The organism is Streptomyces sp. CC228A, assembly GCF_021390935.1.
Classification (GTDB): Bacteria; Actinomycetota; Actinomycetes; order Streptomycetales; family Streptomycetaceae; genus Streptomyces.
Map to the genome: position 1 here is coordinate 14,760 of NZ_JAJPUI010000018.1, position 22,474 is coordinate 37,233.

The 22,474-nt window shown below is 72.9% G+C and carries 15 protein-coding genes, 1 tRNA gene and 3 pseudogenes; 7 read left to right on the top strand and 12 right to left on the bottom strand.

Annotation, left to right across the window (positions count from 1 at the left end; genetic code table 11):
* The first annotated feature begins 501 nt into the window (after nt 1-501).
* A complete protein-coding gene (locus L6E17_RS29730) occupies nt 502-1,473 on the top strand; it encodes an ABC transporter ATP-binding protein (protein WP_236243733.1) in 972 nt (323 codons plus the stop codon).
* A complete protein-coding gene (locus tag L6E17_RS29735) occupies nt 1,470-2,321 on the top strand; it encodes an ABC transporter permease (protein ID WP_236243734.1) in 852 nt (283 codons plus the stop codon). The genes L6E17_RS29730 and L6E17_RS29735 overlap by 4 nt, the downstream gene beginning before the upstream one ends.
* A gap of 359 nt (nt 2,322-2,680) precedes the next feature.
* Here the strand turns inward: L6E17_RS29735 and L6E17_RS29740 are convergent, their stop codons facing one another.
* The 6 genes and pseudogenes from L6E17_RS29740 to L6E17_RS29765 form a co-directional block, all read right to left on the bottom strand.
* Nucleotides 2,681-3,358: a hydrogenase maturation protease gene (locus L6E17_RS29740; RefSeq protein WP_308315953.1), complete on the bottom strand. Its 678-nt coding sequence runs from the start codon at nt 3,356-3,358 to the stop codon at nt 2,681-2,683.
* A pseudogene (locus L6E17_RS29745) lies at nt 3,355-5,090 on the bottom strand (enoyl-CoA hydratase-related protein). The gene L6E17_RS29740 and the pseudogene L6E17_RS29745 overlap by 4 nt, the downstream one beginning before the upstream one ends.
* Before the next feature lie 482 nt (nt 5,091-5,572).
* Nucleotides 5,573-5,968: a low affinity iron permease family protein gene (locus L6E17_RS29750; RefSeq protein WP_236243735.1), complete on the bottom strand. Its 396-nt coding sequence runs from the start codon at nt 5,966-5,968 to the stop codon at nt 5,573-5,575.
* 10 nt (nt 5,969-5,978) lie between these two features.
* On the bottom strand, nt 5,979-8,183 hold the full coding sequence (locus tag L6E17_RS29755; protein WP_236243736.1) for a SpoIIE family protein phosphatase: 2,205 nt from the start codon (nt 8,181-8,183) through the stop codon (nt 5,979-5,981).
* Nucleotides 8,184-8,702: 519 nt separating this feature from the next.
* Nucleotides 8,703-10,571, bottom strand: coding sequence for a molecular chaperone DnaK (gene dnaK / locus L6E17_RS29760; RefSeq protein ID WP_236243737.1), 1,869 nt, complete (start codon nt 10,569-10,571; stop codon nt 8,703-8,705).
* Nucleotides 10,572-11,135: 564 nt separating this feature from the next.
* The gene (locus L6E17_RS29765) at nt 11,136-13,355 is read right to left on the bottom strand and encodes an NADP-dependent isocitrate dehydrogenase (RefSeq protein ID WP_236243738.1); all 2,220 of its coding nucleotides are present in this window, start codon (nt 13,353-13,355) and stop codon (nt 11,136-11,138) included.
* 283 nt (nt 13,356-13,638) lie between these two features.
* Here L6E17_RS29765 and L6E17_RS29770 point away from each other — a divergent pair.
* Together L6E17_RS29770 and L6E17_RS29775 are read left to right on the top strand one after the other, a co-directional pair.
* Nucleotides 13,639-14,322, top strand: a pseudogene (locus L6E17_RS29770) (LysR family transcriptional regulator); the annotation flags it as partial.
* A 137-nt stretch (nt 14,323-14,459) separates the two neighbouring features.
* Nucleotides 14,460-14,532 (top strand) — tRNA-Ala (locus L6E17_RS29775).
* Between the two features lie 547 nt (nt 14,533-15,079).
* Here the strand turns inward: L6E17_RS29775 and L6E17_RS29780 are convergent.
* The 4 genes from L6E17_RS29780 to L6E17_RS29795 form a co-directional block, all read right to left on the bottom strand.
* A complete protein-coding gene (locus tag L6E17_RS29780) occupies nt 15,080-15,457 on the bottom strand; it encodes a DUF5958 family protein (RefSeq protein WP_268985634.1) in 378 nt (125 codons plus the stop codon).
* A gap of 14 nt (nt 15,458-15,471) precedes the next feature.
* Nucleotides 15,472-16,128, bottom strand: coding sequence for a Fic family protein (locus L6E17_RS29785; RefSeq protein WP_236242941.1), 657 nt, complete (start codon nt 16,126-16,128; stop codon nt 15,472-15,474).
* Nucleotides 16,125-16,796 carry a hypothetical protein gene (locus tag L6E17_RS29790; protein ID WP_236242940.1) on the bottom strand — a complete coding sequence of 224 codons (672 nt, stop codon included), beginning with the start codon at nt 16,794-16,796 and terminating at the stop codon, nt 16,125-16,127. Before L6E17_RS29790 ends, L6E17_RS29785 begins: the two co-directional genes overlap by 4 nt.
* A 532-nt stretch (nt 16,797-17,328) precedes the next feature.
* Nucleotides 17,329-17,886 carry a TetR/AcrR family transcriptional regulator gene (locus L6E17_RS29795; protein WP_236242939.1) on the bottom strand — a complete coding sequence of 186 codons (558 nt, stop codon included), beginning with the start codon at nt 17,884-17,886 and terminating at the stop codon, nt 17,329-17,331.
* 96 nt (nt 17,887-17,982) lie between these two features.
* Between L6E17_RS29795 and L6E17_RS29800 the strand changes: the two genes are divergently transcribed.
* The gene (locus tag L6E17_RS29800) at nt 17,983-18,591 is read left to right on the top strand and encodes a DUF2867 domain-containing protein (protein ID WP_236242938.1); all 609 of its coding nucleotides are present in this window, start codon (nt 17,983-17,985) and stop codon (nt 18,589-18,591) included.
* A gap of 497 nt (nt 18,592-19,088) precedes the next feature.
* Here the strand turns inward: L6E17_RS29800 and L6E17_RS29805 are convergent, their stop codons facing one another.
* Both L6E17_RS29805 and L6E17_RS29810 read right to left on the bottom strand, forming a co-directional pair.
* Nucleotides 19,089-19,517 carry a hypothetical protein gene (locus L6E17_RS29805; RefSeq protein ID WP_236243739.1) on the bottom strand — a complete coding sequence of 143 codons (429 nt, stop codon included), beginning with the start codon at nt 19,515-19,517 and terminating at the stop codon, nt 19,089-19,091.
* Between the two features lie 80 nt (nt 19,518-19,597).
* Nucleotides 19,598-20,820 (bottom strand): annotated as a pseudogene (locus L6E17_RS29810) (serine hydrolase domain-containing protein).
* Nucleotides 20,821-21,105: 285 nt separating this feature from the next.
* Between L6E17_RS29810 and L6E17_RS29815 the strand changes: the two are divergent.
* Together L6E17_RS29815 and L6E17_RS29820 are read left to right on the top strand one after the other, a co-directional pair.
* Complete coding sequence (locus L6E17_RS29815; RefSeq protein ID WP_236243740.1) at nt 21,106-21,828, top strand: helix-turn-helix domain-containing protein; 723 nt, start codon at nt 21,106-21,108, stop codon at nt 21,826-21,828.
* Nucleotides 21,829-22,019: 191 nt separating this feature from the next.
* On the top strand, nt 22,020-22,474 hold a 455-nt coding region (locus L6E17_RS29820; RefSeq protein ID WP_236243741.1), incomplete at its 3' end, for an S-4TM family putative pore-forming effector.

Here is a 22,474-nt window from a genome sequence, read left to right on the forward strand (position 1 = left end):
TGGCCGAGCGGGGGAGCCGGGCGGGGGCCTGGGGAGGCCGGGCCGCGCCACGCGGGAGCAGGACGACACCGGTCGGGAGCAGGACGACACGGGTCGGGGCCCGGCCCGAAGCGCCGGTTCCCCGCAGCGCCGGGTCGGCCCGGGGGCCGGTTCGCGTGGTCGGGTGCCGGTCGGGGGAGGGGCCGGTCGGGGAGGGGGCGGCGCGGTGCGGATCAGGAACCTCAGGCCCGTGTCCGGCGGGCTGGCCGGGTGCCGGCTCGGCTCCCGGTGCCGCGTGGCCGGCTCAGGGGCCGGTGCTGCGGGCGAGCACGTTCGCCGGAGCGGTGGCGCAGGCGGAGGTACCCGAGCTGTTCGGTAATGTGTTCGCCCGGGAGGGGGGTGAAGGGTTGTGCCAGGTGGCGACGGCGGCAAGGACCGCGGAGACGCCCGCGACCAGGGCGTCGGCACGGCCTGCGGCCCCGGGCCCGCAGAACGGAGCACGCGACGGACGGGGGAGCACAGATGACGACCGCTCATGCCATTTCCGGGGGTGGGGGCAGCCCACCCCCGGAGAGCGACACGGTCATCGACGTACGGGACCTGCGGATGCGCTACCGCAGCCAGGAGGTGTTGAAGGGGGTCGGCTTCACGGCCCGGCGAGGCGAAGTCGTCCTGCTGCTCGGCCCGAACGGGGCGGGCAAGACGACCACGATCGAGGTCCTGGAAGGCTTCCGGATGCGCTCGGCCGGTGACGTGACCGTCCTGGGCACGGATCCGGCCGACGGAGACGAGCGGTGGCGTGCGCGCCTGGGCATCGTGTTGCAGTCCTGGCGTGACCACGGTAAGTGGCGGGTGCGGGAACTGCTGGTACATCTCGGCTCGTACTACGCGCCGTACTCCACGGCCCTCGTGCGGCGGCCGTGGGACGTTGACGAGCTCCTTGCCGCCGTCGGGCTGACCGAGCAGGCGGACAAGCGGGTGGGAACCCTGTCCGGCGGGCAGCGCAGGCGCTTCGACGTGGCCGTCGGCATCGTCGGCAGGCCCGAGGTGCTGTTCTTGGACGAGCCCACGGCGGGTCTGGACCCGGAGGCGCGCAACGAGTTCCACGGCCTGGTGCGCGGGCTGGCCGACGAGAACACCACGGTCCTGCTGACCACGCACGACCTCGCCGAGGCGGAGAAGCTCGCCGACCGGATCCTGATCCTGGCCGGCGGCCGGATCGTGGCCGATGGCTCCGCCGAGGAGCTGTCGCGGCAGGCGTCGGCCGAGGCCACGGTGCGCTGGACGCGGGACGGGCGGCCCTTCGAGGAGGCGACGGCCGAGCCCACCCGGTTCGTCCGCCGGCTGTTCGAGGAGTACGGCGAGGCGATCGGCGGGCTGGAGGTGCGCCGGGCGAGTCTTGAGGACACCTATTTGACGATGGTGCGGGAGCTTGAGGCAGGGCGCGTTCCCCTTGAGTCGACGGCGCACGCTTACGGGGAGGGAGCACGATGAGCCCGGTGTGGTACGCGGCGGGAGTGGGAGTGCGGCGCGGCTGGACGGAGCTCCGGCAGACCTTCACCACCGGCCAGGACGTGTTCGGCTACGTGCTCTGGACGATCCTGCTCCTCGTGCCGCTGTTCCTGCTGAGGGACGACCCGCTGGAGGGCGCCGCCCTCTCGACCGGCGCTTTCATGCTGCCGAGCATGCTGGGCATGACGCTCGCGTTCACCGGCATGATGACCACGGCGCAGCTGCTGGCGACCGAGCGCGAGGACGGCACGCTGCTGCGGGCCAAGGCAGTGCCGCACGGCATGGTCGGCCACTTGGTCGGCAAGATCGTCATGGTGTCGGGTACGGCTCTCGCGTCCATGGCCCTCCCCTTCGCCGTCGGCGTGTTCCTGGTGGACGGGGTGGCCCGGCAGGGCGGCGGAGCGCTGCTGACGCTGGTGTGGGTGGTCCCGCTGGGGCTCCTGGCGACCCTGCCGGCCGGCGCCGTCATCGGCTCGCTGGTCAGCAGTCCGCGCGCCGTCGGCTTGCTGATGCTCCCGGTCATGGGGCTCATCGTGATCTCCGGAATCTATTTCCCCCTGTCCGAGCTGCCCGAGTGGCTGCAGATCGTCGGGCAGATCTTCCCCGTGTACTGGCTCGGCCTCGGCCTCCGCTCGGCGCTGCTGCCGGCCGATGCGGTCACCGCCGAGATCGGCGATTCCTGGCGGCACCTGGAAACGGTGGGCGTGCTGGGTGCCTGGGCAGTCGTGGGGCTGCTCGTCGCACCGGCCGTCCTGCGCAGGATGGCCCGCCGCGAGTCCGGGGCCGCGATGGCGGAGCGGCACCGCAAGGCGATGCAGCGGGTCGCTTAGCGAGGCGCCGGCGATGCGGGCCCGGCTCCGGGGCGGGCCGCGTCGGGCAGGGGGCGCCCGCCCCGGCGGACACCCTTCTGGCCGCGGATGCGGGCGCTTTCCTCGCACCGGGCGGCGCGCACGCCTGGGTGGCGGGCCTGCGCGGTGCGCCGGCGCAGGGAGCGGTGCGAGACCGGGGTCCGCACCATGGGGCTCCGCCGGTCGGAGCCGGTGAGGGCGAACTGCCGCAGTGGGCCGAAGTGGTCCTTGACGCGGTCGAGTGGTGCGGGCCGCGCCGCGGGACCGGTGCAGGAGCCGGGTCCCCCCGCCCGCCGGGCGAGTCCGGAGGGGTACTCCCGCTTCGGCGCCCGGCTCCCGGTTCAGGGGGCGGCCGCGGCCTCCAGGGACGCGGCCGGGTCCGCGAGCAGTGCCCGGGTCACCGTGCGCAGGAGCTCCACGGCGCGGGGCACGGCGTCCCGCACCGGTCCGCTGAGCCCGAACGCGACGTCCTCGTCGCCGTGGAGCCGCACCGCCGGCTCGCAGCCCAGGACGAGGACCCGCGGCAGCACCTCGTCCCCCTCGCCCAGCCGCGCGGCGAGCGCCAGGACCTTCACCGGGTCCATGCCGTGGGCCTCCGGGAGGGCTCCGTCCTCCGGCACGTCCGCCTCGATGAGGTGCAGCGTGCCGGGCTCCTCGCCCCGGGGGGCGGCGTCGACCAGGACGGCCGCGTCGTACCCGGCCAGCAGCCGGTAGGCGAGGTCCATCCCGCGGATGCCGAAGTCGACCGCGTCGGCACCGGACGGCAGCGGGTCGGCGGCCAGCGCCCGGAGCACCTCGCAGCCGAAGGCGTCGTCCGCCAGGAAGATGTTCCCGACACCCGCCACCAGTACCCGCCGCGGACGGTCGCCTTCCGGCCGCCCGGCACCGGACTGCGCGGCACCGGACTGCGTGGCACCGGTCTGTGTGGCGCCGGTCTCCGCCGCGAGGGCGGGGTCGCTTCCGGCGGCCCGCGTCCCGGGGCCGAGGGACGCCGTCCGGGCGCCGGCCGGGCGGCTCATCGGCCGTCCCCTGACACCGGCGCCAGCGGCCTGTCCGAGGAGCCCCCCGGGGTCTTCCGCACGAATGCGGCCCGCAGCGCGTGGTAGGGCGCGCCCTGGTCGAAGAAGACCTTCCGCATCCGGGCCAGTTCGGCCCGCCGGTGGTCGGACAGCGGCCGCACCGCCTCGTCGCGGTGCCGCGCCGCCTCCTTGACCGCGATCCGGGCCCGCAGCCCCGGTGCGTCCGCCAGGGCGCACGCCAGCCGCCGCACCTCCGCGGCGAACCCGTCAGGCGCCACCCTCAGCACCCGGTCCACCAGGCCCAGGCGGGCACCCTCGGCCGTGCCCACCGGCAGCGCCTCGGACGTGAGCCGCTCCGCCGTGCCGGTGCCGACCCGGCGCGGCAGCGTGTACGTCCAGTACTCGGAGCCGTACAGGCCCATGCGGCGGTAGTGCGGGTTCAGCACCACCCCGCCGCGGCACCACACCTCGTCGGCCGCCAGGGCGAGCATCGCGCCGCCCGCCGCGGCGTTGCCGCCCAGCGCCGCCACCACGAGCCGGTCCGTGGTCCGCAGCACGGCCTCCACCACGTCGTTCATGGCGTGGATGTTGGCCCAGGACTCCTCGGCGGGGCTTGCGGCGGCCTCGATGACGCCCAGGTGGATCCCGTTCGAGAAGAAGTCGCGGCCGCCGCCCAGCACCAGCACCGACGTGGGCCGGGTCAGCGCGTGCCGGTACGCGGCGAGCAGCCGGCGGCAGTGACCGGTGCTCATGGCGCCGCCGGGGAAGCCGAAGTGGAGGAAGCCGACCGCGCCTCGCTCCCGGTAGCGGACGTCCGTCCAGGTGCGCCGCTCCTCGGGAAGTTCCCACGGCACCGGCATCTCGGGCAGGGCGGCGACCCGGCCGGCCGGCACCGCGCCGCCCGCGCCGCGTCGGCGAGCACGGAGGCGGCGGGGCGGCGCCACGGCCCGGGAACGCCCGACGCCCGCCGGGGCCGCAGCTCAGGGATCCACACCGCCCCGTCGGCGGTCGCCCGGCAGACCGCGCCCGCGCGCGTCCCGAGCAGTGCGCCGGGGGCGCCCCTCAGCTCGTCCTCGGGGTGGCCGCCGTGCAGGAAGAACTCCGCGCCGAGCACCTCGTCGAGGACACCCGGCTGCGAGTCGCCGCCGCGCAGCTTGCGCAGCACCGTCTCCGTCGGGTCGGCCGCCCAGTCGATGCGCCGGCGGTCCTGGCGGAAGGCGTCCCGCCACACCACGTCCAACGACGGGTCCTTCTGGGACAGCGGCTTGTGGTCGCCGGAGGCGAACCGCTCTACGGCCAGCAGCACTGCGGCCACCGCCGCGTCGGCCAGCTCGCCGCGGTACAGGTCGCTCTTGCCGACCGGCGGGACGTCGAACGGCACGGTGGCCCACACGTCCCCCGCGTCCATCCCCGCCTCCGCCTGGAGCACCGTCACGGCCCAGCGGCGCGCGCCCGAGTCGATCGCCCAGTCGAGCGACGAGGGGCCCCGGTCGCCGGGTGGGCCGGGGTGGACGACCAGGCAGGTGTGGCGCGACCACACCTCCTCCGGGATGGCGGTCCTCAGCATGGGCGCCACGATCAGGTCGGGGTCCGCCTCCGCGACGGCGGCGTCCAGGGCGCCGCCGCCCTCGCGGGCCAGGACGGCGTCCACACGGTGGCCGGCGTCGGCGAGCTCGGTGTACAGCCGCTGGCACAGGCTGTTGAAGGCGCTCGCGACGAGCAGGATGTCCATGGGCCTCCTTCGGAGGGCGGACCGGTCGGGGGAGGACAGCATGCTCGCCTGCCGGGACGCCGAGCGCCGAAAGGCCGCACCTGTAGGGGACCCGGAATTACACCGAAAGGACCCGGTCACAGATCGGCGGGGTTCTGTCGGTACCAGTCGTTTTCCGACGTGCCGTTGCCCGCGGAGGCCCTGCGGGTTGCCGGGCGAGGAGAGGGCAGCCGCCGGCGAGGAGGCGCGGGCCGGGCCGCGGGCCACGGGGCCACGGGGGCACGGGGTCGCCCATGGGGCGGTGCCGGGCGCTCGTGGGGCGGTGCGGGGCGCTCGTGGGGCGGTGCGGGGCGCTCGTGGGGCGGTACGGGTCGCAGGTCAGGGGGTGGGGGTCGGCGGCGGGGAGACGCGCGTCGGCCAACGAGACGCGCGGGCCGCAGGCCATGCTGTGCGCGCTGCGGGCCCCGGGTCGGCGGGCGTGCGGGCGTGCGGGCGTCCCCGGATCAGATCTCCTCCTCCAGCCGGATCGCCTGGCGCAGCTCCCTGTAGGCGCGGCCCTTCGGAGGTTCCCCGCCCTGGAGCGCGGCCATCTCCTCGTAGTGCTCGAGCAGCGCGGCCGCGATCGCGTCCAGCTTCCGCTGGAGCGCGTGCTCCGCCCGCAGCCCCGAGTTCTTGAGCAGGGCCAGCAGCAGCAGGTTCACCGCGGTCATGGACCCGGCGGCCAGCAGGAGCCAGTGGGTGGCCAGGTGCGCGGCGTGCGCCCCGGCGAAGAAGCCGATGAACCCCAGGCAGACCACGAAGAACGTCGGCGAACTGGTGAAGTCGGACGCGGCCTGCGCCAGCTGCTCGAACCAGCCGCGCCCCGGGCCGCCCCGCTGGACGGGGCTCTTGGGACTCATGCGCCCACACCTACCCCGCATCCGCGGCGCAGGCGATGAGCAGCGCCACGTCGTCGTGGCCCCGAGCGTCCCGCAGGGCGCCCAGCACCTCGTCGCACGTCCGGTCGAGGCTCCGGCTCCCGCTGTCCGCCAGCAGGGTGAGCAGCTGCTCCAGGCGGGTGTCGATGGGCGCGTCCCGTACCTCCACCAGGCCGTCGGTGTAGAGGACCAGCCGGTCGCCGGGCCGCAGCGCCACCGTACGGGTGCGGAAGGGGACGCCCCCCACCCCCAGGGGGACCCCGGTCGGCAGGTCCAGCAGCTCGGGTGCGCCGCCGGACGGCACCCGCACCGGCGGCAGGTGCCCCGCGTTGGAGATCCTGCACTCCTGCCGGTCCGGGTCGTACACCGCGTACACGCAGGTCGCCGTCGCCTGCTCCAGGCCGGTCGTACTGCGGTCCACGTGGCGCAGCAGCTCGGCGGGGTCGAGGTCCAGGTCCGCGAGGGCCCGCGTGGTGGTCCGCAGCTGCCCCATGGTGGCCGCCGCGGCGACTCCGCTGCCCATGACGTCGCCGACCACGAGGGCCGTCCTGCGGCCGGACAGCGGGATGACGTCGAACCAGTCGCCGCCGACCTCGTCGGCCGCGCCCGCCGGCTCGTAGCGGTAGGCGATCTCCAGCCCGGGGCGCGGCGGTGGCCGCTGGGGGAGCAGGGAGCGCTGCAGGGTGAGGGCGGTGTCGTGCTCCTTCCGGTACCAGCGGGCGTGGTCCACCGCCACCGCGGCGCGGCCCGCGAGCTCCCTGGCCGGCACGAGGTCGTCGTGGTCGAACGGCACCTTGCGGCGGGTCCGCCGCAGGCGCAGGGCGCCGAGGACCGCCCCGCGGGCCACGAGCGGGACGACCAGGTACGAGTGCAGTCCGGCGCGCCCCAGCCGCTCGGCCTCACGGGCGTCGCGGGCGATGCCCGCCAGGTCGGCAGGGCCGACGCGGGCCAGCAGCACGGGCTCGCCGCTTTCCACGCACCGCGCGACCGGGCTGCCCTTCCCGGGCTCGTACGCCCCGGAGCCGATTCCGCCGATGCCGCCGCCTGCGTCGTCCGTGGCGCTCGCGGTGCCGGTGCCTTCCGGGCCGCCGTTCCCGCCGCCCGCGAGGGTGCCGGCCGGGCTCGTTCCTCCTGCGATGCGGCCCGGCGCGCCGCCCGTCGGGGCGCCGGGCGTGCCGGGGGCGAGGACCTCCGCGAGGCAGCGCAGCAACGGCGGGCCGCCGGGGCGCGCCCCGGGGGAGCCGTCGGGGCTCAGGACCGCGTCCAGCAGGTCCACCGCGGCCTCGTCGGCCAGTTCCGGCACCACGAGGTCGGCCAGCTCGTGGGCGGTGCGGGCCACGTCCAGCGTCGTGCCGACCCGTACCGACGCGTCGGCGATCATGGCGAGCCGCCGGCGCGCGTGCGTGGCCCGGATCGCCACCCGGTGCCGGTCGGTGACGTCCACGACGGACAGGGCCAGCCCGAGGACCCGGCCGTCCCCCGCTTCCAGCCGGTGGTACGACACCGACCAGGCGTGGTCCTCGTCCGGGTCGGCGGCCGTGCGGCCGACGATGTTCTGGTCCACCAGCGGAGCGCCCGACCTCAGCACCTTGCGGGCCGCGGACTCGACCAGCTCCACGTCGAGGAACCACAGGGCCTCCCGCAGCGGGCGCCCCGTCTGCGCGTCGGCCGGCATGCCGCTCAGCCGGGCCAGCGCCGGGTTGACGCTCAGGAACCGCAGCGCGGGGTCCAGCACGGCGACCCCGATCGGCGACTGCGCGACCAGCCGCGTCGACAGCGCCACGTCCCGCTCCAGCCCCCGCAGCGTGGACTGCTCGGCGGCCAGGCCCAGGGCGTACAGATTGCCGCTCTGGCCGCGCAGCCGCATGTTGCGGAACTCCAGCAGCCGCGTGGAGCCGTCCTTGTGCCGTACGGGGAAGACCCCGGCCCAGCTCAGCCCCTCCCGCATGACGTGGGCGAACAGCTCCACGACCTCGTCCCGGTGCTCCTCGTGCACCAGCACCCGCGCCGCGTACCCGCCGAGCGCCTCTTCCGGCGTGTAGCCGAACAGCTCCTCCGCCTGCGGGCTCCACAGCACGATCCGGCCGCGGTCGTCGAGGACCACCGCCGCCACCTTGAGCACGTCCAGCAGCCCGCCCGGTGCGGACGGCCCGTACGCGCCTTCGGACAGCGGGTCCCCCGACGGGGCGGCGCTCATCCGCGCACCCCCGCAGGGCCGGTGACGGCCGTCCGGCCGGGGCCGCCGGAGGGTCGGGCGGCGGTCGTGCGGGCGCGGCCGCCCGCCGCCTCGGGGGCGGGCGCTCGTCCGCGGCTCCCCGCCGGCCCCGCGTCCGCCGTTCCCGCCCGGCACGGCCTGCGGTCACCGTGCCGGTGACCGGGCTCCGGCGACCCGGCCGGTGCGGGCCCGCCGCGGACCGGGGCTGCGCGGCGGCCGGCACAGGACCGGCGCCCGCCGTGCGGCCCGGGGATGTCGGCCGGTGCGAGCCGTTCGGAGTGCCCCGCGTGAGCCGTACGGTCGCGCGGGGCGGGCGGGGGCGGCGTACGGCCGTCCGGCGGCGGCCCCGGAGGGGCGCGGTGCGGGACGGAGGGCGGCACCGGTCCGCGGCCGGCCCGCGGGGGCAGGAGGCGGCCGGCGGGGGAGACGGGGGCCGGGTACCGGGTGGCTCAAGGGGCGCGGGGCTGCGGGTCGCGGCACCGCCGGAGGCGGCGGGACGCATCAGCCTTCCTGCCGCCGCTCGTCGTCGACGATCTCCGCGTCGACCACCTCGTCCTCGTCCGGCGCCTGAGCGCCGCCGGGGCCCGGGCCCGCGCCGGGGCCCGCTCCCGCGTCCGGGCCCTGCGCCTGGGCGTACATCGCCTGGCCCAGCTTCTGGGAGACGGCGGCGACCTTCTCCGTCGCCGTCCGGATCGCCGTGCCCTCCTCGCCCTTCAGCGCCTCCTTCAACTCGTCCACCGCCGACTGCACCTCGGCCCCGGTTTCACCCGGCACCTTGTCCTCGTTGTCCTTGAGGAACTTCTCCGTCTGGTAGACGAGCTGCTCGGCCCGGTTGCGGGTCTCCGCGTCCTCGCGCCTGCGCCGGTCCTCCTCGGCGTGCCGCTCCGCCTCGCGGACCATGCGGTCGATGTCGTCCTTGGGCAGCGAGGAGCCGCCGGTGACGGTCATCTTCTGCTCCTTGCCGGTGCCGAGGTCCTTGGCGGTGACGTGCATGATGCCGTTGGCGTCGATGTCGAAGGAGACCTCGATCTGCGGGACGCCGCGCGGGGCCGGCGGGAGGCCGGTCAGCTCGAACATGCCGAGCTTCTTGTTGTACGCCGCGATGTCCCGCTCGCCTTGGAAGACCTGGATCTGCACGGACGGCTGGTTGTCCTCGGCCGTCGTGAAGATCTCCGACCGCTTGGTCGGGATGGTCGTGTTGCGCTCGATGAGCTTGGTCATGATGCCGCCCTTGGTCTCGATGCCGAGGGACAGCGGGGTGACGTCGAGGAGCAGGACGTCCTTGACCTCGCCCTTGAGGACACCGGCCTGGAGCGAGGCGCCGATGGCGACGACCTCGTCCGGGTTCACGCCCTTGTGCGGGTCCTTGCCGGTCAGCTCCCGCACCAGCTCCGTGACGGCCGGCATCCGTGTCGAGCCGCCCACCAGGATCACGTGGTGGATGTCGGACACCTTGATGCCGGCGTCCTTCACGGCGTTGTGGAACGGCGCCTTGCAGCGCTCCAGCAGGTCCGCGGTGAGCTGCTCGAACTGTGCACGGGTGAGCTTCTCGTCCAGGTGCAGCGGCCCCTCCGCCGACGCGCTCAGGTACGGCAGGTTCACGGAGGTCTCCGTCGCCGCCGACAGCTCGATCTTGGCCTTCTCGGCCGCCTCCCGCAGCCGCTGCGTCGCCATCCGGTCCTTGGAGAGGTCCACGCCGTACGCCGCCTTGAACCGCTGCGCCAGATGGTCGACGAGCCGCTGGTCCCAGTCGTCTCCGCCGAGGTGGGTGTCGCCGTTGGTGGCCTTCACCTCCACGACGCCCTCGCCGATGTCGAGGAGCGACACGTCGAAGGTGCCGCCACCGAGGTCGAAGACCAGGATCGTCTGCTCGTCGCCCTTGTCCAGGCCGTACGCCAGGGCCGCGGCGGTCGGCTCGTTGACGATCCGCAGCACGTTCAGGCCGGCGATCTCACCGGCCTCCTTCGTGGCCGTGCGCTGGGCGTCGTTGAAGTACGCCGGAACGGTGATCACGGCGTCCCGCACGTCCTCGCCCAGGTACGCCTCCGCGTCCCGTTTCAGCTTCTGCAGGACGCGGGCCGAGATCTCCTGCGCGGTGTACCGCCTGCCGTCGATGTCGCCGGTCTCCGGGAAGTGCCAGGAGGCGTCGCCCATGTGCCGCTTCACCGACCGCACCGTGCGGTCGACGTTCGTGACGGCCTGGCGTTTGGCGACCTCGCCCACCAGCACGTCGCCGTTCTTGGCGAAGCCGACCACGGACGGGGTGGTCCGCGCGCCCTCCGTGTTGGTGATGACGGTCGGCTCGCCGCCCTCCAGGACGCTCACCACCGAGTTGGTCGTTCCGAGGTCGATTCCCACTGCGCGTGCCATCGCCGTCTCCTCGTATGTACCTATTTCGTACTTTATGTCACCTGAGGCGGCGGGGGCCTGCCCGCCCACCGGCCCGCCACGGCGACGGCGGAGGCCGTGTACTGCGGCGGCCGAGCGGGCGGTGGCCTCCCGGGGAGGTGGCGGCCGCGCGGTGCGGCGCGCCCGCGTACCGCGGGTGGCAGCCGGTCCACGGCGGCGGCAGGGGCCTGTACGGGTGGAAGCCGGTCCACGGCGGCGGCAGGGGCCTGCGTGGTGGAGGCCGTCCACGGTGGCGGCCGCGCAGGGGAAGCGGCTCCCGTCCGGTGCAGGCCGGCGGCGGTCGCGCCGGCACCGGCGTGGTGGCGGCTGCGCCGGCTGCCGGGTCGGCGTGCCCGGCGGCGAGGTGCCTCCGGCCGGCATCCCCCCGGCAGGGGAGTGCGGCCCCCGGCTCCCCGCGGCAGGGGAGTGCGGCCCGTGCGGTCCCCCTCCGGGGGCCGGGCAGGCCGAAGGCGGCGTGTCCCGCACACGGCGGAGGCCGTGCCGGAAGGTTCCGGCACGGCCTCCGCGGGTTGCGGGCGGATCAGCTCAGCTCAGGCTCGCCAGCGCCTGGTTGAAGGTCTGCGACGGGCGCATGACCGCCGCGGCCTTCTCCGGGTCCGGCTGGTAGTAGCCGCCGATGTCGGCGGGCTGCCCCTGGACGGAGACCAGCTCGTCGACGATCGTCTGCTCCTGCTCGGTCAGCGTCTTCGCCAGCGGCGCGAACGCCTCCGCGAGCTGCGCGTCCTCCGTCTGCCGGGCCAGCTCCTGCGCCCAGTACAGGGCCAGGTAGAAGTGGCTGCCGCGGTTGTCGATGCCGCCCAGACGGCGGGTCGGCGACTTGTCCTCGTTCAGGAACGTCGCGGTCGCGCGGTCCAGGGCGTCGGCCAGGACCTGGGCGCGGGCGTTGCCCGTGGTCTTCGCGTAGTGCTCCAGGGACGGCACCAGCGCGAAGAACTCGCCCAGCGAGTCCCAGCGCAGGTAGTTCTCCTTGACCAGCTGCTGGACGTGCTTCGGGGCGGAACCGCCGGCGCCGGTCTCGAACAGGCCGCCGCCCGCCATCAGCGGGACCACCGACAGCATCTTGGCGCTGGTGCCCAGCTCCAGGATCGGGAAGAGGTCCGTCAGGTAGTCGCGGAGCACGTTGCCGGTGACGGAGATGGTGTTCTCGCCGCGGCGGATGCGCTCCAGCGACAGCTTGGTGGCCTCGACCGGCGCCAGGATCCGGATGTCCAGGCCCTCGGTGTCGTGCTCCTGCAGGTACGCCTTGACCTTCTCGATCAGTCGCGCGTCGTGGGCGCGCGTCTCGTCCAGCCAGAACACCGCCGGGTCACCGGTGGCGCGGGCGCGGGTGACCGCGAGCTTCACCCAGTCCTTGATCGGGGCGTCCTTGGTCTGGCAGGCGCGGAAGATGTCGCCGAGCTCGACCTGCTGCTCCAGGACGACGTCGCCCGCCTGGTCGACCAGGCGGACGGTGCCCGCCGCCGCGATCTCGAAGGTCTTGTCGTGGGAGCCGTACTCCTCCGCCTTCTGCGCCATCAGGCCGACGTTCGGCACGGAGCCCATCGTCGACGGGTCGAGGGCGCCGTTCGCGCGGCAGTCCTCGATGACGGCCTGGTACACGCCGGCGTAGCTGCTGTCCGGCAGCACGGCGAGGGTGTCGGCCTCCTGGCCGTCCGGGCCCCACATGTGGCCGGAGGTGCGGATCATCGCCGGCATGGAGGCGTCGACGATGACATCGCTCGGCACGTGCAGGTTCGTGATGCCGCGGTCCGAGTCGACCATGGCGAGGGCCGGGCCCTCGGCCAGCTCGGCGTCGAAGGACGCCTTGATCTCGTCGCCCTGGGGGAGCGCCCCCAGGCCCTTGAGGATGCCGCCGAGGCCGTCGTTCGGGCTCAGGCCGGCGCCCGCGAGGACATCGCCGTACGCGGCGAAGGTCTTCGGGAAGAAGGCGCGGACGACGTGGCCGAAGACGATCGGGTCGGAGACCTTCATCATCGTGGCCTTCAGGTGCACGGAGAACAGCACGCCCTCCGCCTTCGCGCGCGCGACCTGCTCCGTGAGGAACTCCTTGAGCGCGGCGGCGCGCATCACCGACGCGTCGACGACCTCGCCGGCGAGCACCGGTACCGACTCGCGCAGCACGGTGGTGGTGCCGTCGGCGGCGACGTGCTCGATGCGCAGGGTGCCGTCCTCGGCGATGACCGTCGACTTCTCGGTGGAGCGGAAGTCGTTGCGGCCCATGGTCGCCACGTTCGTCTTGGACTCGGGGGTCCAGGCGCCCATGCGGTGCGGGTGCGTCTTCGCGTAGTTCTTCACCGACGCGGGGGCCCGGCGGTCCGAGTTGCCCTCGCGCAGGACCGGGTTGACGGCGCTGCCCTTGACCTTGTCGTAGCGGGCGCGGATCTCGCGCTCCTCGTCGGTCTTCGGGTCGTCCGGGTAGTCCGGGAGCGCGTAGCCCTGCTCCTGGAGTTCGGCGACGGCGGCCTTGAGCTGCGGGATCGACGCCGAGATGTTCGGCAGCTTGATGATGTTCGCGCCCGGCGTCTTCGCCAGCTCGCCCAGCTCGGTGAGGGCGTCATCGATGCGCTGGCCCTCCTCCAGGTACTCCGGGAAGACGGCGATGATGCGGCCCGCGAGAGAGATGTCGCGGGTCTCCACGCGGACCCCGGCCGTCGAGGCGTACGCCTGGACCACCGGCAGGAACGAGTAGGTGGCCAGCGCCGGGGCCTCGTCAGTGTGCGTGTAGATGATGGTCGAGTCAGTCACCGGGTGCTCCGCTCCACGTCTGTAACATTGCTCGACATCAAGATATCTCGTGATCGGCCGCGGTACGACCGGCCCCCTGGGCTGCGTGCCTCGTGCCGCGTCTCCGCTGGTGGCGCCCCGCACGGAGGCGCGTCCGCCGGGGGACCCCGGGGAGCCGAAGGTCCGCCGCCGCCTCCTCGTGCCCGCGGGTGCCGGGCCGGGGCGCTCGCGCGCGCACCAGCGCCACGGGAAAGGTCTGGACCAGGGTCTTGCCCTGGCTCCGCGGGCCCGGGAAGCTCGCCTTATGGACCTGGAGCTGCGGCACCTGAAGACGCTGCGCGCGATCGCCGACGCGGGCAGCCTCACCAAGGCCGCCACCTCCCTCGGACTGGCCCAGCCCGCCCTCAGTGCCCAGCTCAAGCGGATCGAGCGGGTCCTGGGCGGGGCGCTGTTCGAACGGGGGCGGCACGGAGTGCGGGCCACACCCCTCGGGGAGCTCGTCCTGGAGCGCGCCAGGGTGGTGCTGCCCGCCGTGACGGAGCTCCAGCGCGACGCCGTACGGTTCGCCACGGGGGCGGGACCCGGGCCCGACACCCCGCGCTTCCGGCTCGGCGCCACCCACGGCCCCCTCCTCGGCGCCCTCGTCGACCGGCTCGCCACCGCCCACCCCGGCGCACCCGTCACCACCCACACCTCCTGGTCGGAGCGGGAGATCGCGTGCGGCGTCGTCGAAGGCCGCCTCGACTACGCCCTCGTCGGCACCTGCGGCGGAAGCGCCCCGCCCGAGAGCGAACGCCTCACCTGGCGGGAGATCGCCACCGACCCCGTCTTCGTCATGCTGGCCACGGGCCACCCCCTCGCCGACCGGCGCCAGGTCCGCCTCGCCGACCTCGCCGACACCGCCTGGACCGACGTCCCCGGCGACAGCTGCTTCGGCGACTGCTTCCACGCCGCGTGCGCCCGCGCCGGCTTCACCCCGGCCCGGGTGCCCGACCAGTACGCCGACGACGACCGCCCCCGCGCCGCCAACGAGTGACCGGGAGCGGGATCCACCTCTCCGCGCCCGCCCGCCCAACGGATTTCCGGGCACGCCTGATCGGGGTGCTAAGGTTTCACACGTCGCAAGGGCCTGTGGCGCAGTCCGGTAGCGCACCTCGTTCGCATCGAGGGGGTCAGGGGTTCGAATCCCTCAGGTCCACAGACACGACTGTTCTTGAGTTCGCTCAGGAAGAGTTCATTTAGGGTCCCGTCCGATCTGATTGATCGGGCGGGATTTCGGCGTTTCCGGGGCCTGTGCGAGGTGTTGTCCGAGCGGGTTCGGTGCAGGGCCTGTTGCCTGGTGGTCGTCGGCCTGAAGTTTCGGGGTGGTCCGGGTGCCTGGGGCGTTCTGGGCAGCCGACGGGCATGCGTGATCCCCGCTTGTCGTGCTGAGGTCGCAGGTGGGCGTGCCGATCTCCGGGCCCCTTGGGGGGGGCAGGCCGGCCGCGTCGGGTGGCCGTGCGGCAGGCCCGGGAATGGGGGCGACTTCATGAGCGGTCGTGGGTGCTCGGGCTCCGGTGGTCTGGTGCCGGCTGAAGAGGACGTGCAGGTTGGTGCTGCAGATCATCAGCGCGAGCAGGATGGTCTGCGCGGCCCGTCCGTGAGCGAGTCGCGTCGTGGGGCCGGGGACTGGGCGCGCAGGTTCCCCGCCATCATCGCGGGACCCGTCGACGGGGAACTGGCCTTCAGAGTGTGGTGCTGGGGTGTCAGGCGACGGACAGCCTGTGCCGCCAGTGACTGCAGCCGCCGCAGCAGAAGCGCTCGCGCCGTCGCGCGTCGGCGATCGTGAGCACCGCGAGCAGCAGCCGGAACGCCTTGCGGCGTTCGTCCAGAGGCGTGAGACCGGCGATTTTTCCCAGCTGCTCGTCGATCCGGCCTCGTGAGATCAGCACTGCGGGCGTATGCGTCGGTCGCAGCCCGGCGCGGCGGATGCTCTCGGGTGCGTCCTCGGTGACTGCGCGCGCCTTGATGCAGTGATGGCGCAGAAGCGGCAGCACCTCGGGCTGCTCTCCCTGGCCGAGGCCGTGGAACCGTTCGACGCCCTCTGACATCGGGCGCAGCCCCTGTGCGAGCTCGTTGAGCAGGACGTCGCGTTCGTTTACGACTGCCTTCCGCGGGACGGACGCCGCTCCGCAGCAGTGATCAGGATTCCGAGCAGCACCGCCAGATCGGTCGCGCCTTCGGCGTCGTCGGCCCAGCGGGTGGTCTGCAGCGGGTGAATCTGGTCGAGGAGGACGCCTTCGCGGGCCAGGACGAAGGCCAGCGCCAGCATGGCCGCGCGGGCGTTGCCGTCCTCGAACGGATGGAAGAAGAGGCTGTCGAGGTAGGTCCGGGCAGCACGTGACGGGAGGGGCAGATCCGGTTGAAGGCTCTCGGACAGACAGTGCTCGAACAGCGCCTGCGTGTCGGGTGCAAGACCGTAGCGCTCCCGTCCGCCCTTCGCGAAGGCCGGCATCGTGCGGAAGCCGACCCGGTCGTGGCCCAGCACAGCCCGCTGCCACTTCGCCATGAGGGCGAAGGTCAGCGGCCTGCCTTGCTCAGCGTCGGTGAAGGCCATGTCGAGGGCGGTCAGGACCTGCGCCGTTCCTTCGCTGTCACGTTCGCCTCGCGTTGCCATGAAGAAGTTTCGGAAGCCGCCGCTGGCTGGTGCTCCAGAGACAGGGGATGCGCCGCGCCAGGATGGCCAGGAGATCTCCGGCCGGAGGAGCAGCCAGTCGGCAAGGCTGTCCTTCGGCCGGCCGGGCCGGGAGGTCATCGGATGCCACCCACGCCTCTGGCGAACCGCGAACTCACTGCGTCGACCACCGGAACGTCAGGTGCGATCCAACTGCCGAACCGGCCGCCGACCGCGTTCTCGACGATCTCCTGGGCCTGGCCCTCGTCGATGCCGTTGTAGGCGAGGAACCATCGGAGGACTTGCATGCAGTGCCCGTACCACCCGCTCTCGGCCTGGGTGCGGTCGGCCACCACGGTGACCAGGCGCGTGCACGCCCGCTCCCAGTGCCAGAGGTCCGCCGAAGACACCGGCGTGCCATCCGGTGGGGCCAGGGCCGCGAACCGCTCCGCCAAGTCCTCCAGCCAACCACGCCATTCCTGAAGAGCCTCGACAACCAGCGGGGCAGTCGCATCCGGGGTTGTCAGGGAGTCGGATGAACAGCACCACACCTCGACCACGCCTCCGTCGACGTCACCCTCGCCGACGGACCAGTTCCATCCGCAGGCCCATCGGCCGTACCGGCCCGCCAGGAACTCGGTGACGGGATCCAGCGAACGCCAGCGATCCTCGCGAGCCACCTCAGCGTTGGGCAGCAAGGGCGCGACAAGGCTCGCCAACTTCTCCGCCGCATCGTCGTCCATCTCGAACGGATGCTGAGCCGGATCCACATCCGCCCACGTCAGGGTATGTGCCCACAGTTCACTCACCGTCCCACTCTGCCTTGCGTGGCCGCCCCGCCTCCACTCCATATCGAGCGGCCGCCCCCGTCAGTGGGAAGCGGTCTTCGGCTAATGGGCAAGCGAGCTTCAACCGCCTCTGTCCCGCCTGGTCGGGCGTACTCGTGAACACCCCACAGACGACGGTTCTTGAGTTCGCTCAGGAAGAGTTCACGAGATCCCGTCCGATCTGATTGATCGGGCGGGATCTCGCGTTTCCGGGGTCTGTGCGAGGTGTTGTCCGAACGGGCCGGTACGGGAGGTGGCTCGGGCTCCGGTGGTCTGCTGTCAGTGATACTGCAGATCATCAGCGCGAGCAGGACGGTGTGCGCGCCCCGTCCCCGGGCCAGTCGCTTGGTGGGGTCGGAGATGTCGATGCCGTGGCTCTCGGTCCTGCCGTTGAGGCCCTCGATCTTCGCCCGCTCGGGCCGGTAGGCCTCCCGTGGACGGCGGACGGCCCGACACCACCCGCCGCTGAAGTTGCGGTAAAAGCAGGGCTGGTTGGGGTCTGGGCTTGTTCCGCTCAGCCCAGCAACCGCTTCCTGACCGCGGCGAGGACTTCCGTGCGGCTGCGCGGGCCGTCGTCGGCTGCGATGAGGGGGTCGCCGATGCGCAGTGAGAAGGTGATCAGGCAGCGGGCCTCGACATCGTCCTCATCAGGACAGAAGGCCCCGTAGAGCTCGCGCAGGTAGTCCATGCGCCGGTTGTCGGCACGGCGGAGGCAACGTGCGGCGCCTTCGTCGCGCCGGGCCCAGTCGCGGATCGCGAGCTCGACCCCGGCGCTGGTCACGGGAGCCTCGCCGGACCCCACGAAGTCGAAGAGACGCCCGAGCCGCTCGCGGGCGTCGCCTCCGTCGTGCTCGATCCGTTCGATGACATCCTCGGTGACCCCGCGCTCCCAGGTTTCGAGCATCTCCTCCAGGAGGGCGGCGCGGTTGCGGAAGTAGCCGTAGAAGCCGCCTTTGCTGACGCCGAGCGCCTGGGCAAGGGCCTCGACCCGGACGGCCTCCGGGCCGCCGACGGCCAGTGCCCGCAGCCCCTCCTCGATCCACTTGTCCCGCGGCGTACGGATCGCGCCCATACCGTGTCTCCCCTCACATTGCCCCGCCAAGTATACGGAGCCGTATAGGCGGGTCTATGCTCGATCTATACGTCGCCGTATAGACGGGGTCAGCCCATGAGCGAACTGCGCCTTCCCCCAACCGACCACACGTCGCGTCCCTGGCGGATCCACGAGATAGCCGGCGACTTCCGGCTTGAGGATGTGTGGGCGCTGCCGACGCCGGGCGGCCCGGACGACCTGCACCACCTGGTCCAGCAGATCGCGGACGGCAAGGGCGGTCCGGACGGCGGCAACCCCGTGGGCCGCTTCCTTTTCGCGGTGCGCTGGAAGCTCGGCGCGCTGCTCGGCTGGGACAAGCCGGACTCGGGCGTCGGCGGCCGGGTGGCGACGCTGCGTGACCGGCTGCCGGACGATCTGCGCGAGGGCCCGCGGGGCCCCGATCTCAGCGCGGCGCCCTTCACGTCGGTCTTCCAGACGCATGACGAGTGGGCCGCCGAGTACGCCAACAAGACCATGCATGGGGTCATGCACATCGGCTGGGTCTCGGACGGGGAAGGCGGCTATCGCGGCCAGATGGCCGTCCTGGTGAAGCCCAACGGCCGCCTCGGCTCCCTGTACATGCTCGCCATCAAGCCTTTCCGGTACCTGGGGGTGTACCCGGCCTTGATGCGATCGATCGGCCGGGAGTGGCGAGACAACACGACGGGGCGAACGGCACGCTGACGCCTGCTGCCGGGGAACGGTCACTCGGCGCACGGGGAAGGATCTTCAGAGCGGCACGGCATCACAGGTGGCGAGCGCTCGTGAACACCCGACAGACGACTGTTTTTGAGTCCGTTCAGGAAGAGTTCGCGAGATCCCGTCCGATCTGATTGATCGGGCGGGATGTCGCGTTCTCGGGGTTTGTGCGAGGTGCGTCCGCACGAGGTCGGCGGCGGCGGGTACCGGGCGGCCGTCGGCCCGGGGTCTCGGGGCGGCTCGGGTGCGTGGAGTGTTCCGGGGCCGTCGGCGGACGCGCGTGGCCCCGGATTCCGGTGGCGATGGCTCAGGCGGTCATGCGGTTCTCGCGGTTCTTCGGAGGCGCGGGTGGAGGCAGGCCGGCCCTGTCGGGCGGTCCTGCCGGAGGGGCGGCGAGCTCGCTGGCCGCGTGAAGGGTGTCGGTCGCTTCGGTCCCGGTGGTCTGCTGCCGGCTGAAGAAGGCGTGCGTGCGGGTGCGCGGGTCAGTACTCGCCGTCGAGGGCGGAAGCCGATTCCGCGCGGAAGCACGCCGAGACGACCTTGAAGTTGAGCATGGTCTGGTTGCCCCCGCCCTTGTGAGCGGTCACGTGGAAGGCGAACTGCTCGGTCCTGTTCTCGGCGTGGATCTCGGGGTCCCGGCCCGCGCTGTGGGCCTTGCCGTCTTTGGTGATCTTCCAGCCGTTGTCGCCGAGCGCCTTGCGCAGGTTCTGCATGCCGGTGTCCACCTGGTCGTCGGTCAGGCCGTACACCGACCAGGGGTGCGACGTGGAGAACAGATCGTCGCCGTACTCGCCGCAGCGCGAGACACTCGGGCCCGGCTCGGTGACCTTGCCCTTGATCGCGGTCATCTCCAGCAGGCGGCCGGCGACCTCCTTCGCTTTCGTGCGTGCCTGGTCGGGATCCGTCCGCACCGGCGTGTAGTCAAGTTCCTTGGCGGTCAGGGTGAGGGACCTGGTGGTGTGCCCCTGCCGTCGACCGGGTTGGAGCGGTGTCAGTTGTCTACCGCCTGGTAGAGCGTGGTCCAGAAGTCGTGGATCAGCCGCGCCGGGTCGGGGACGGACATCCCGACCTGGGTGAGCAGGATTCCGGTGAGCTGGTTCTCCGGGTCGGCGTGGACCGAGGTGCCGCTTCCGCCGTCCCAGCCGAACTGTCCGATGGGTCGCCGCGGTAGGTGCGCACCGCCATTCCGAAGCCCCAGCCGCCGTGCTGCCCTTGGCCGAAGGACACGTGGACGCTGTCGCGGGCCATGGCGGTTCGGGCGGCCTGCTGCTCGGGCGTGAGGCGGTTGGTGGTCATCAGCTGGACGGCGGGCCGGGACAGGATGCGTTCCGTCCCGTGCATCCCCTGGTTCAGCAGCATCCGGAAGTAGGCGTGGTAGTCGTCAGCGGTGGAGGAGAGGCCGAAGCCGCCGCCCTGGAACGCCGGAGGCGCGCTGTGGCGTCCCCCCTCGGCCTCGTCCCACACGAGGAACTCGCCGGTGCGCGGGTCGGGGGCGTAGAGGGGCGGCAGCCGGTCCATCTTGCCGACGGGCACGTGGAAGCCGGTGTCCCTCATGCCCAGGGGGCCGAAGAGGCGTTCGCGCAGGAACGACTCCAGCGGCTGGCCCGTGACCCTGGCCACGAGCACGCCGAGCAGGTCGTCGCTGATGTGGTACTGCCAGCGCTCTCCGGGCTGGTGCATCAGCGGCAGCGCGCCGAGGCGGCGTATCCACTCGTCCGGCTCGGGCATCGGCTCCGGCAGGTCGGGCGTGAGCCCCTGCTCGAAGAGCGCGTTCATGAGGGGCGTGCCCAACGCCGTCCTGTCCATGCCGAGTCCGAAGGTGGAGGTCAGCACGTCCCGTACGGTGATCGGCCGCCGCGCCGGCACGGTGTCGTCCAGCGGACCGTCGATCCGCTTCAGCACCCGACGGTCGGCGAGTTCCGGCAGCCACGTCTCCACCAGGTCGTCCAAGCGCAGCCTGCACTCGTCGAGCAGGATCATCGCCGCGGCGACAGCGACGGGCTTGGTCGTCGAGGCCATCCGGAAGATCGTGTCCCTGCGCATCGGCTCGCCGCCGTCATGGCGCATGGTCCCGAGCGTTTCGACGTGCGTCTCGCCGCCCCGACTGAACAGGGCGACGGCCCCCGGAATGCGCCCGGACTCGACATGCCGCTCCAGCACGTCGCGCACCCTGCGCAGTCCCGCTGCGGAGAAGCCGCTGTTGCTCTTTCCCATCATGGGCCTCCTTGGCCGTGGGCGTTCGGGAACTTCTGAACACGTGTGAAGTTACGTTGCGTTCAGAGAAGTGTAAACGGTGGAGGAAGCGCTGAACTGCCGCTTCTATAGGGGTACTCGCGTTCGGGCGTTGCAATGAGGCGCCGCTGGAGTGAGAAGGGGAGGCCATGGCGGGCTTTGCAATGAGGTGTGGGTCGATGCATACTGCGCGGCAGGGTCGGCGGGCGGCGCCGCTCGCGTGCGGACGCCGCTGCGCGCATGCCGACAGAGGGGAGAGGGGTACCGATGCCGGGAGGCAGGCTCACCAGTGAGGACCGGCAGCGCATCGCCGCGGGGCTGGCCGAGGGACTCGGATACGCGGAGATCGCCCGGCGTCTGGAACGTCCCGCCTCGACCGTCATGCGGGAGGTCACCCGCAACGGCGGACCCGACGACTACCGGGCGGAACGGGCCCAGGAGGCCACACGGCATCGCGCGCGCCGATCCAGGCGGGCACAGCCCGCGGCATGGCCGGCCCCGGACGGCGATCACGGGCGCGACCCTCAGGCGGTCCGGGACTTCGCGGAGTCCTTCACCACCCTCCTCGAACAGCAGGGGCTGCCCCGGATGGCGGCCAAGGTGCTGGTCTGCCTGTACGTCACCGACTCCGGCACCCTCACCGCCGCCGACCTGGTCCAGCGCCTTCGCGTCAGTCCGGCGTCCGTCTCGCACGCCGTCGCCTTCCTCGAACAGCAGGGGCTGCTCAGGCGGAGCGGACCCCGGCGGGCGCCGCGAACGCTATGTCCTCGACGACGAGATCTGGCTCCGCTCCACCCTGGCAGCGGTGCAGATGAACGACGTCCTGACGGCCGCAGCGCGGCGCGGGGCCGAGATCCTGGGAGCCGCGACCCCGGCCGGCGCCCGCTTCGGCACCTCGGCCGAGTTCCTCCACGTCATGGGGAGTCCCTCCGGGAGGGCATGGAGCGGTGGCGGCAGATCTCGACCGCCCGGCAGACGGCACAGGAGTAGCCCTCGTTCATGGCCTCCGGGTGCGGTTGGCGCCTGGACGCGGCCGCGGGAGCGCCCGGCCGGGGGCAGGAGCGGGGGCGCGCGGGGACAGGCGCAGGAGTAGGGCGGGGGGCGGGCGGACACAAAGGGAGGGAGGTCTCCCGTCGGCGGGGCGGGAGGCGGGCGCTCAGGGCAGGGGGGACCGCGTGGGGATGCCGACGTCCGACATACCGAGCCGTCAGAACGAACCGGGGACGATCCGGCTGCTGCGTGCCGCGGCCGCCTCCCATCGGCAGGCGCAGCTCCTCGCGGCCCTGCATCTCACCGTGTCCGCGGTGCTGGCCGGCGGGGCGGTGCTGGCCCTCCTGGTGCCGTCCGTGAACACCGCCGTCAGCCTGCTCGGCATGCTGTGGGCCCTGGTGTACGCGCTGTGGGCGGCGGAGTGGTCCAAGGGCGCCTACCGCAGGGCCGCGGTGATCCAGGAAGTCGTCGACACCGAGCTGTTCGGCCTGCCGTGGAACCGCGCCATCGCCGGGGACCCGCCGGAGGCGCACGAGTCAGCCGGCTCGCCCGCCGCTACCGCGGGGACGAGGCGCGGCTGCGCGACTACTACGAGATCGACGCCCTGCCCCGCCCGCTGGACGTGCTCGCCTGCCAGTTACGGAAC

Bases quoted from the DNA above. Each gene is read 5' to 3' on its own strand.
- L6E17_RS29755 (WP_236243736.1), bottom strand. From the start codon at position 8,183: ATGAGCGCCGCCCCGTCGGGGGACCCGCTGTCCGAAGGCGCGTACGGG.
- L6E17_RS29785 (WP_236242941.1), bottom strand. From the start codon at position 16,128: ATGACCTCCCGGCCCGGCCGGCCGAAGGACAGCCTTGCCGACTGGCTG.
- L6E17_RS29815 (WP_236243740.1), top strand. From the start codon at position 21,106: ATGCCGGGAGGCAGGCTCACCAGTGAGGACCGGCAGCGCATCGCCGCG.
- dnaK (WP_236243737.1), bottom strand. From the start codon at position 10,571: ATGGCACGCGCAGTGGGAATCGACCTCGGAACGACCAACTCGGTGGTG.
- L6E17_RS29750 (WP_236243735.1), bottom strand. From the start codon at position 5,968: ATGAGTCCCAAGAGCCCCGTCCAGCGGGGCGGCCCGGGGCGCGGCTGG.
- L6E17_RS29740 (WP_308315953.1), bottom strand. From the start codon at position 3,358: ATGAGCCGCCCGGCCGGCGCCCGGACGGCGTCCCTCGGCCCCGGGACG.
- L6E17_RS29800 (WP_236242938.1), top strand. From the start codon at position 17,983: ATGAGCGAACTGCGCCTTCCCCCAACCGACCACACGTCGCGTCCCTGG.
- L6E17_RS29735 (WP_236243734.1), top strand. From the start codon at position 1,470: ATGAGCCCGGTGTGGTACGCGGCGGGAGTGGGAGTGCGGCGCGGCTGG.
- L6E17_RS29730 (WP_236243733.1), top strand. From the start codon at position 502: ATGACGACCGCTCATGCCATTTCCGGGGGTGGGGGCAGCCCACCCCCG.
- L6E17_RS29795 (WP_236242939.1), bottom strand. From the start codon at position 17,886: ATGGGCGCGATCCGTACGCCGCGGGACAAGTGGATCGAGGAGGGGCTG.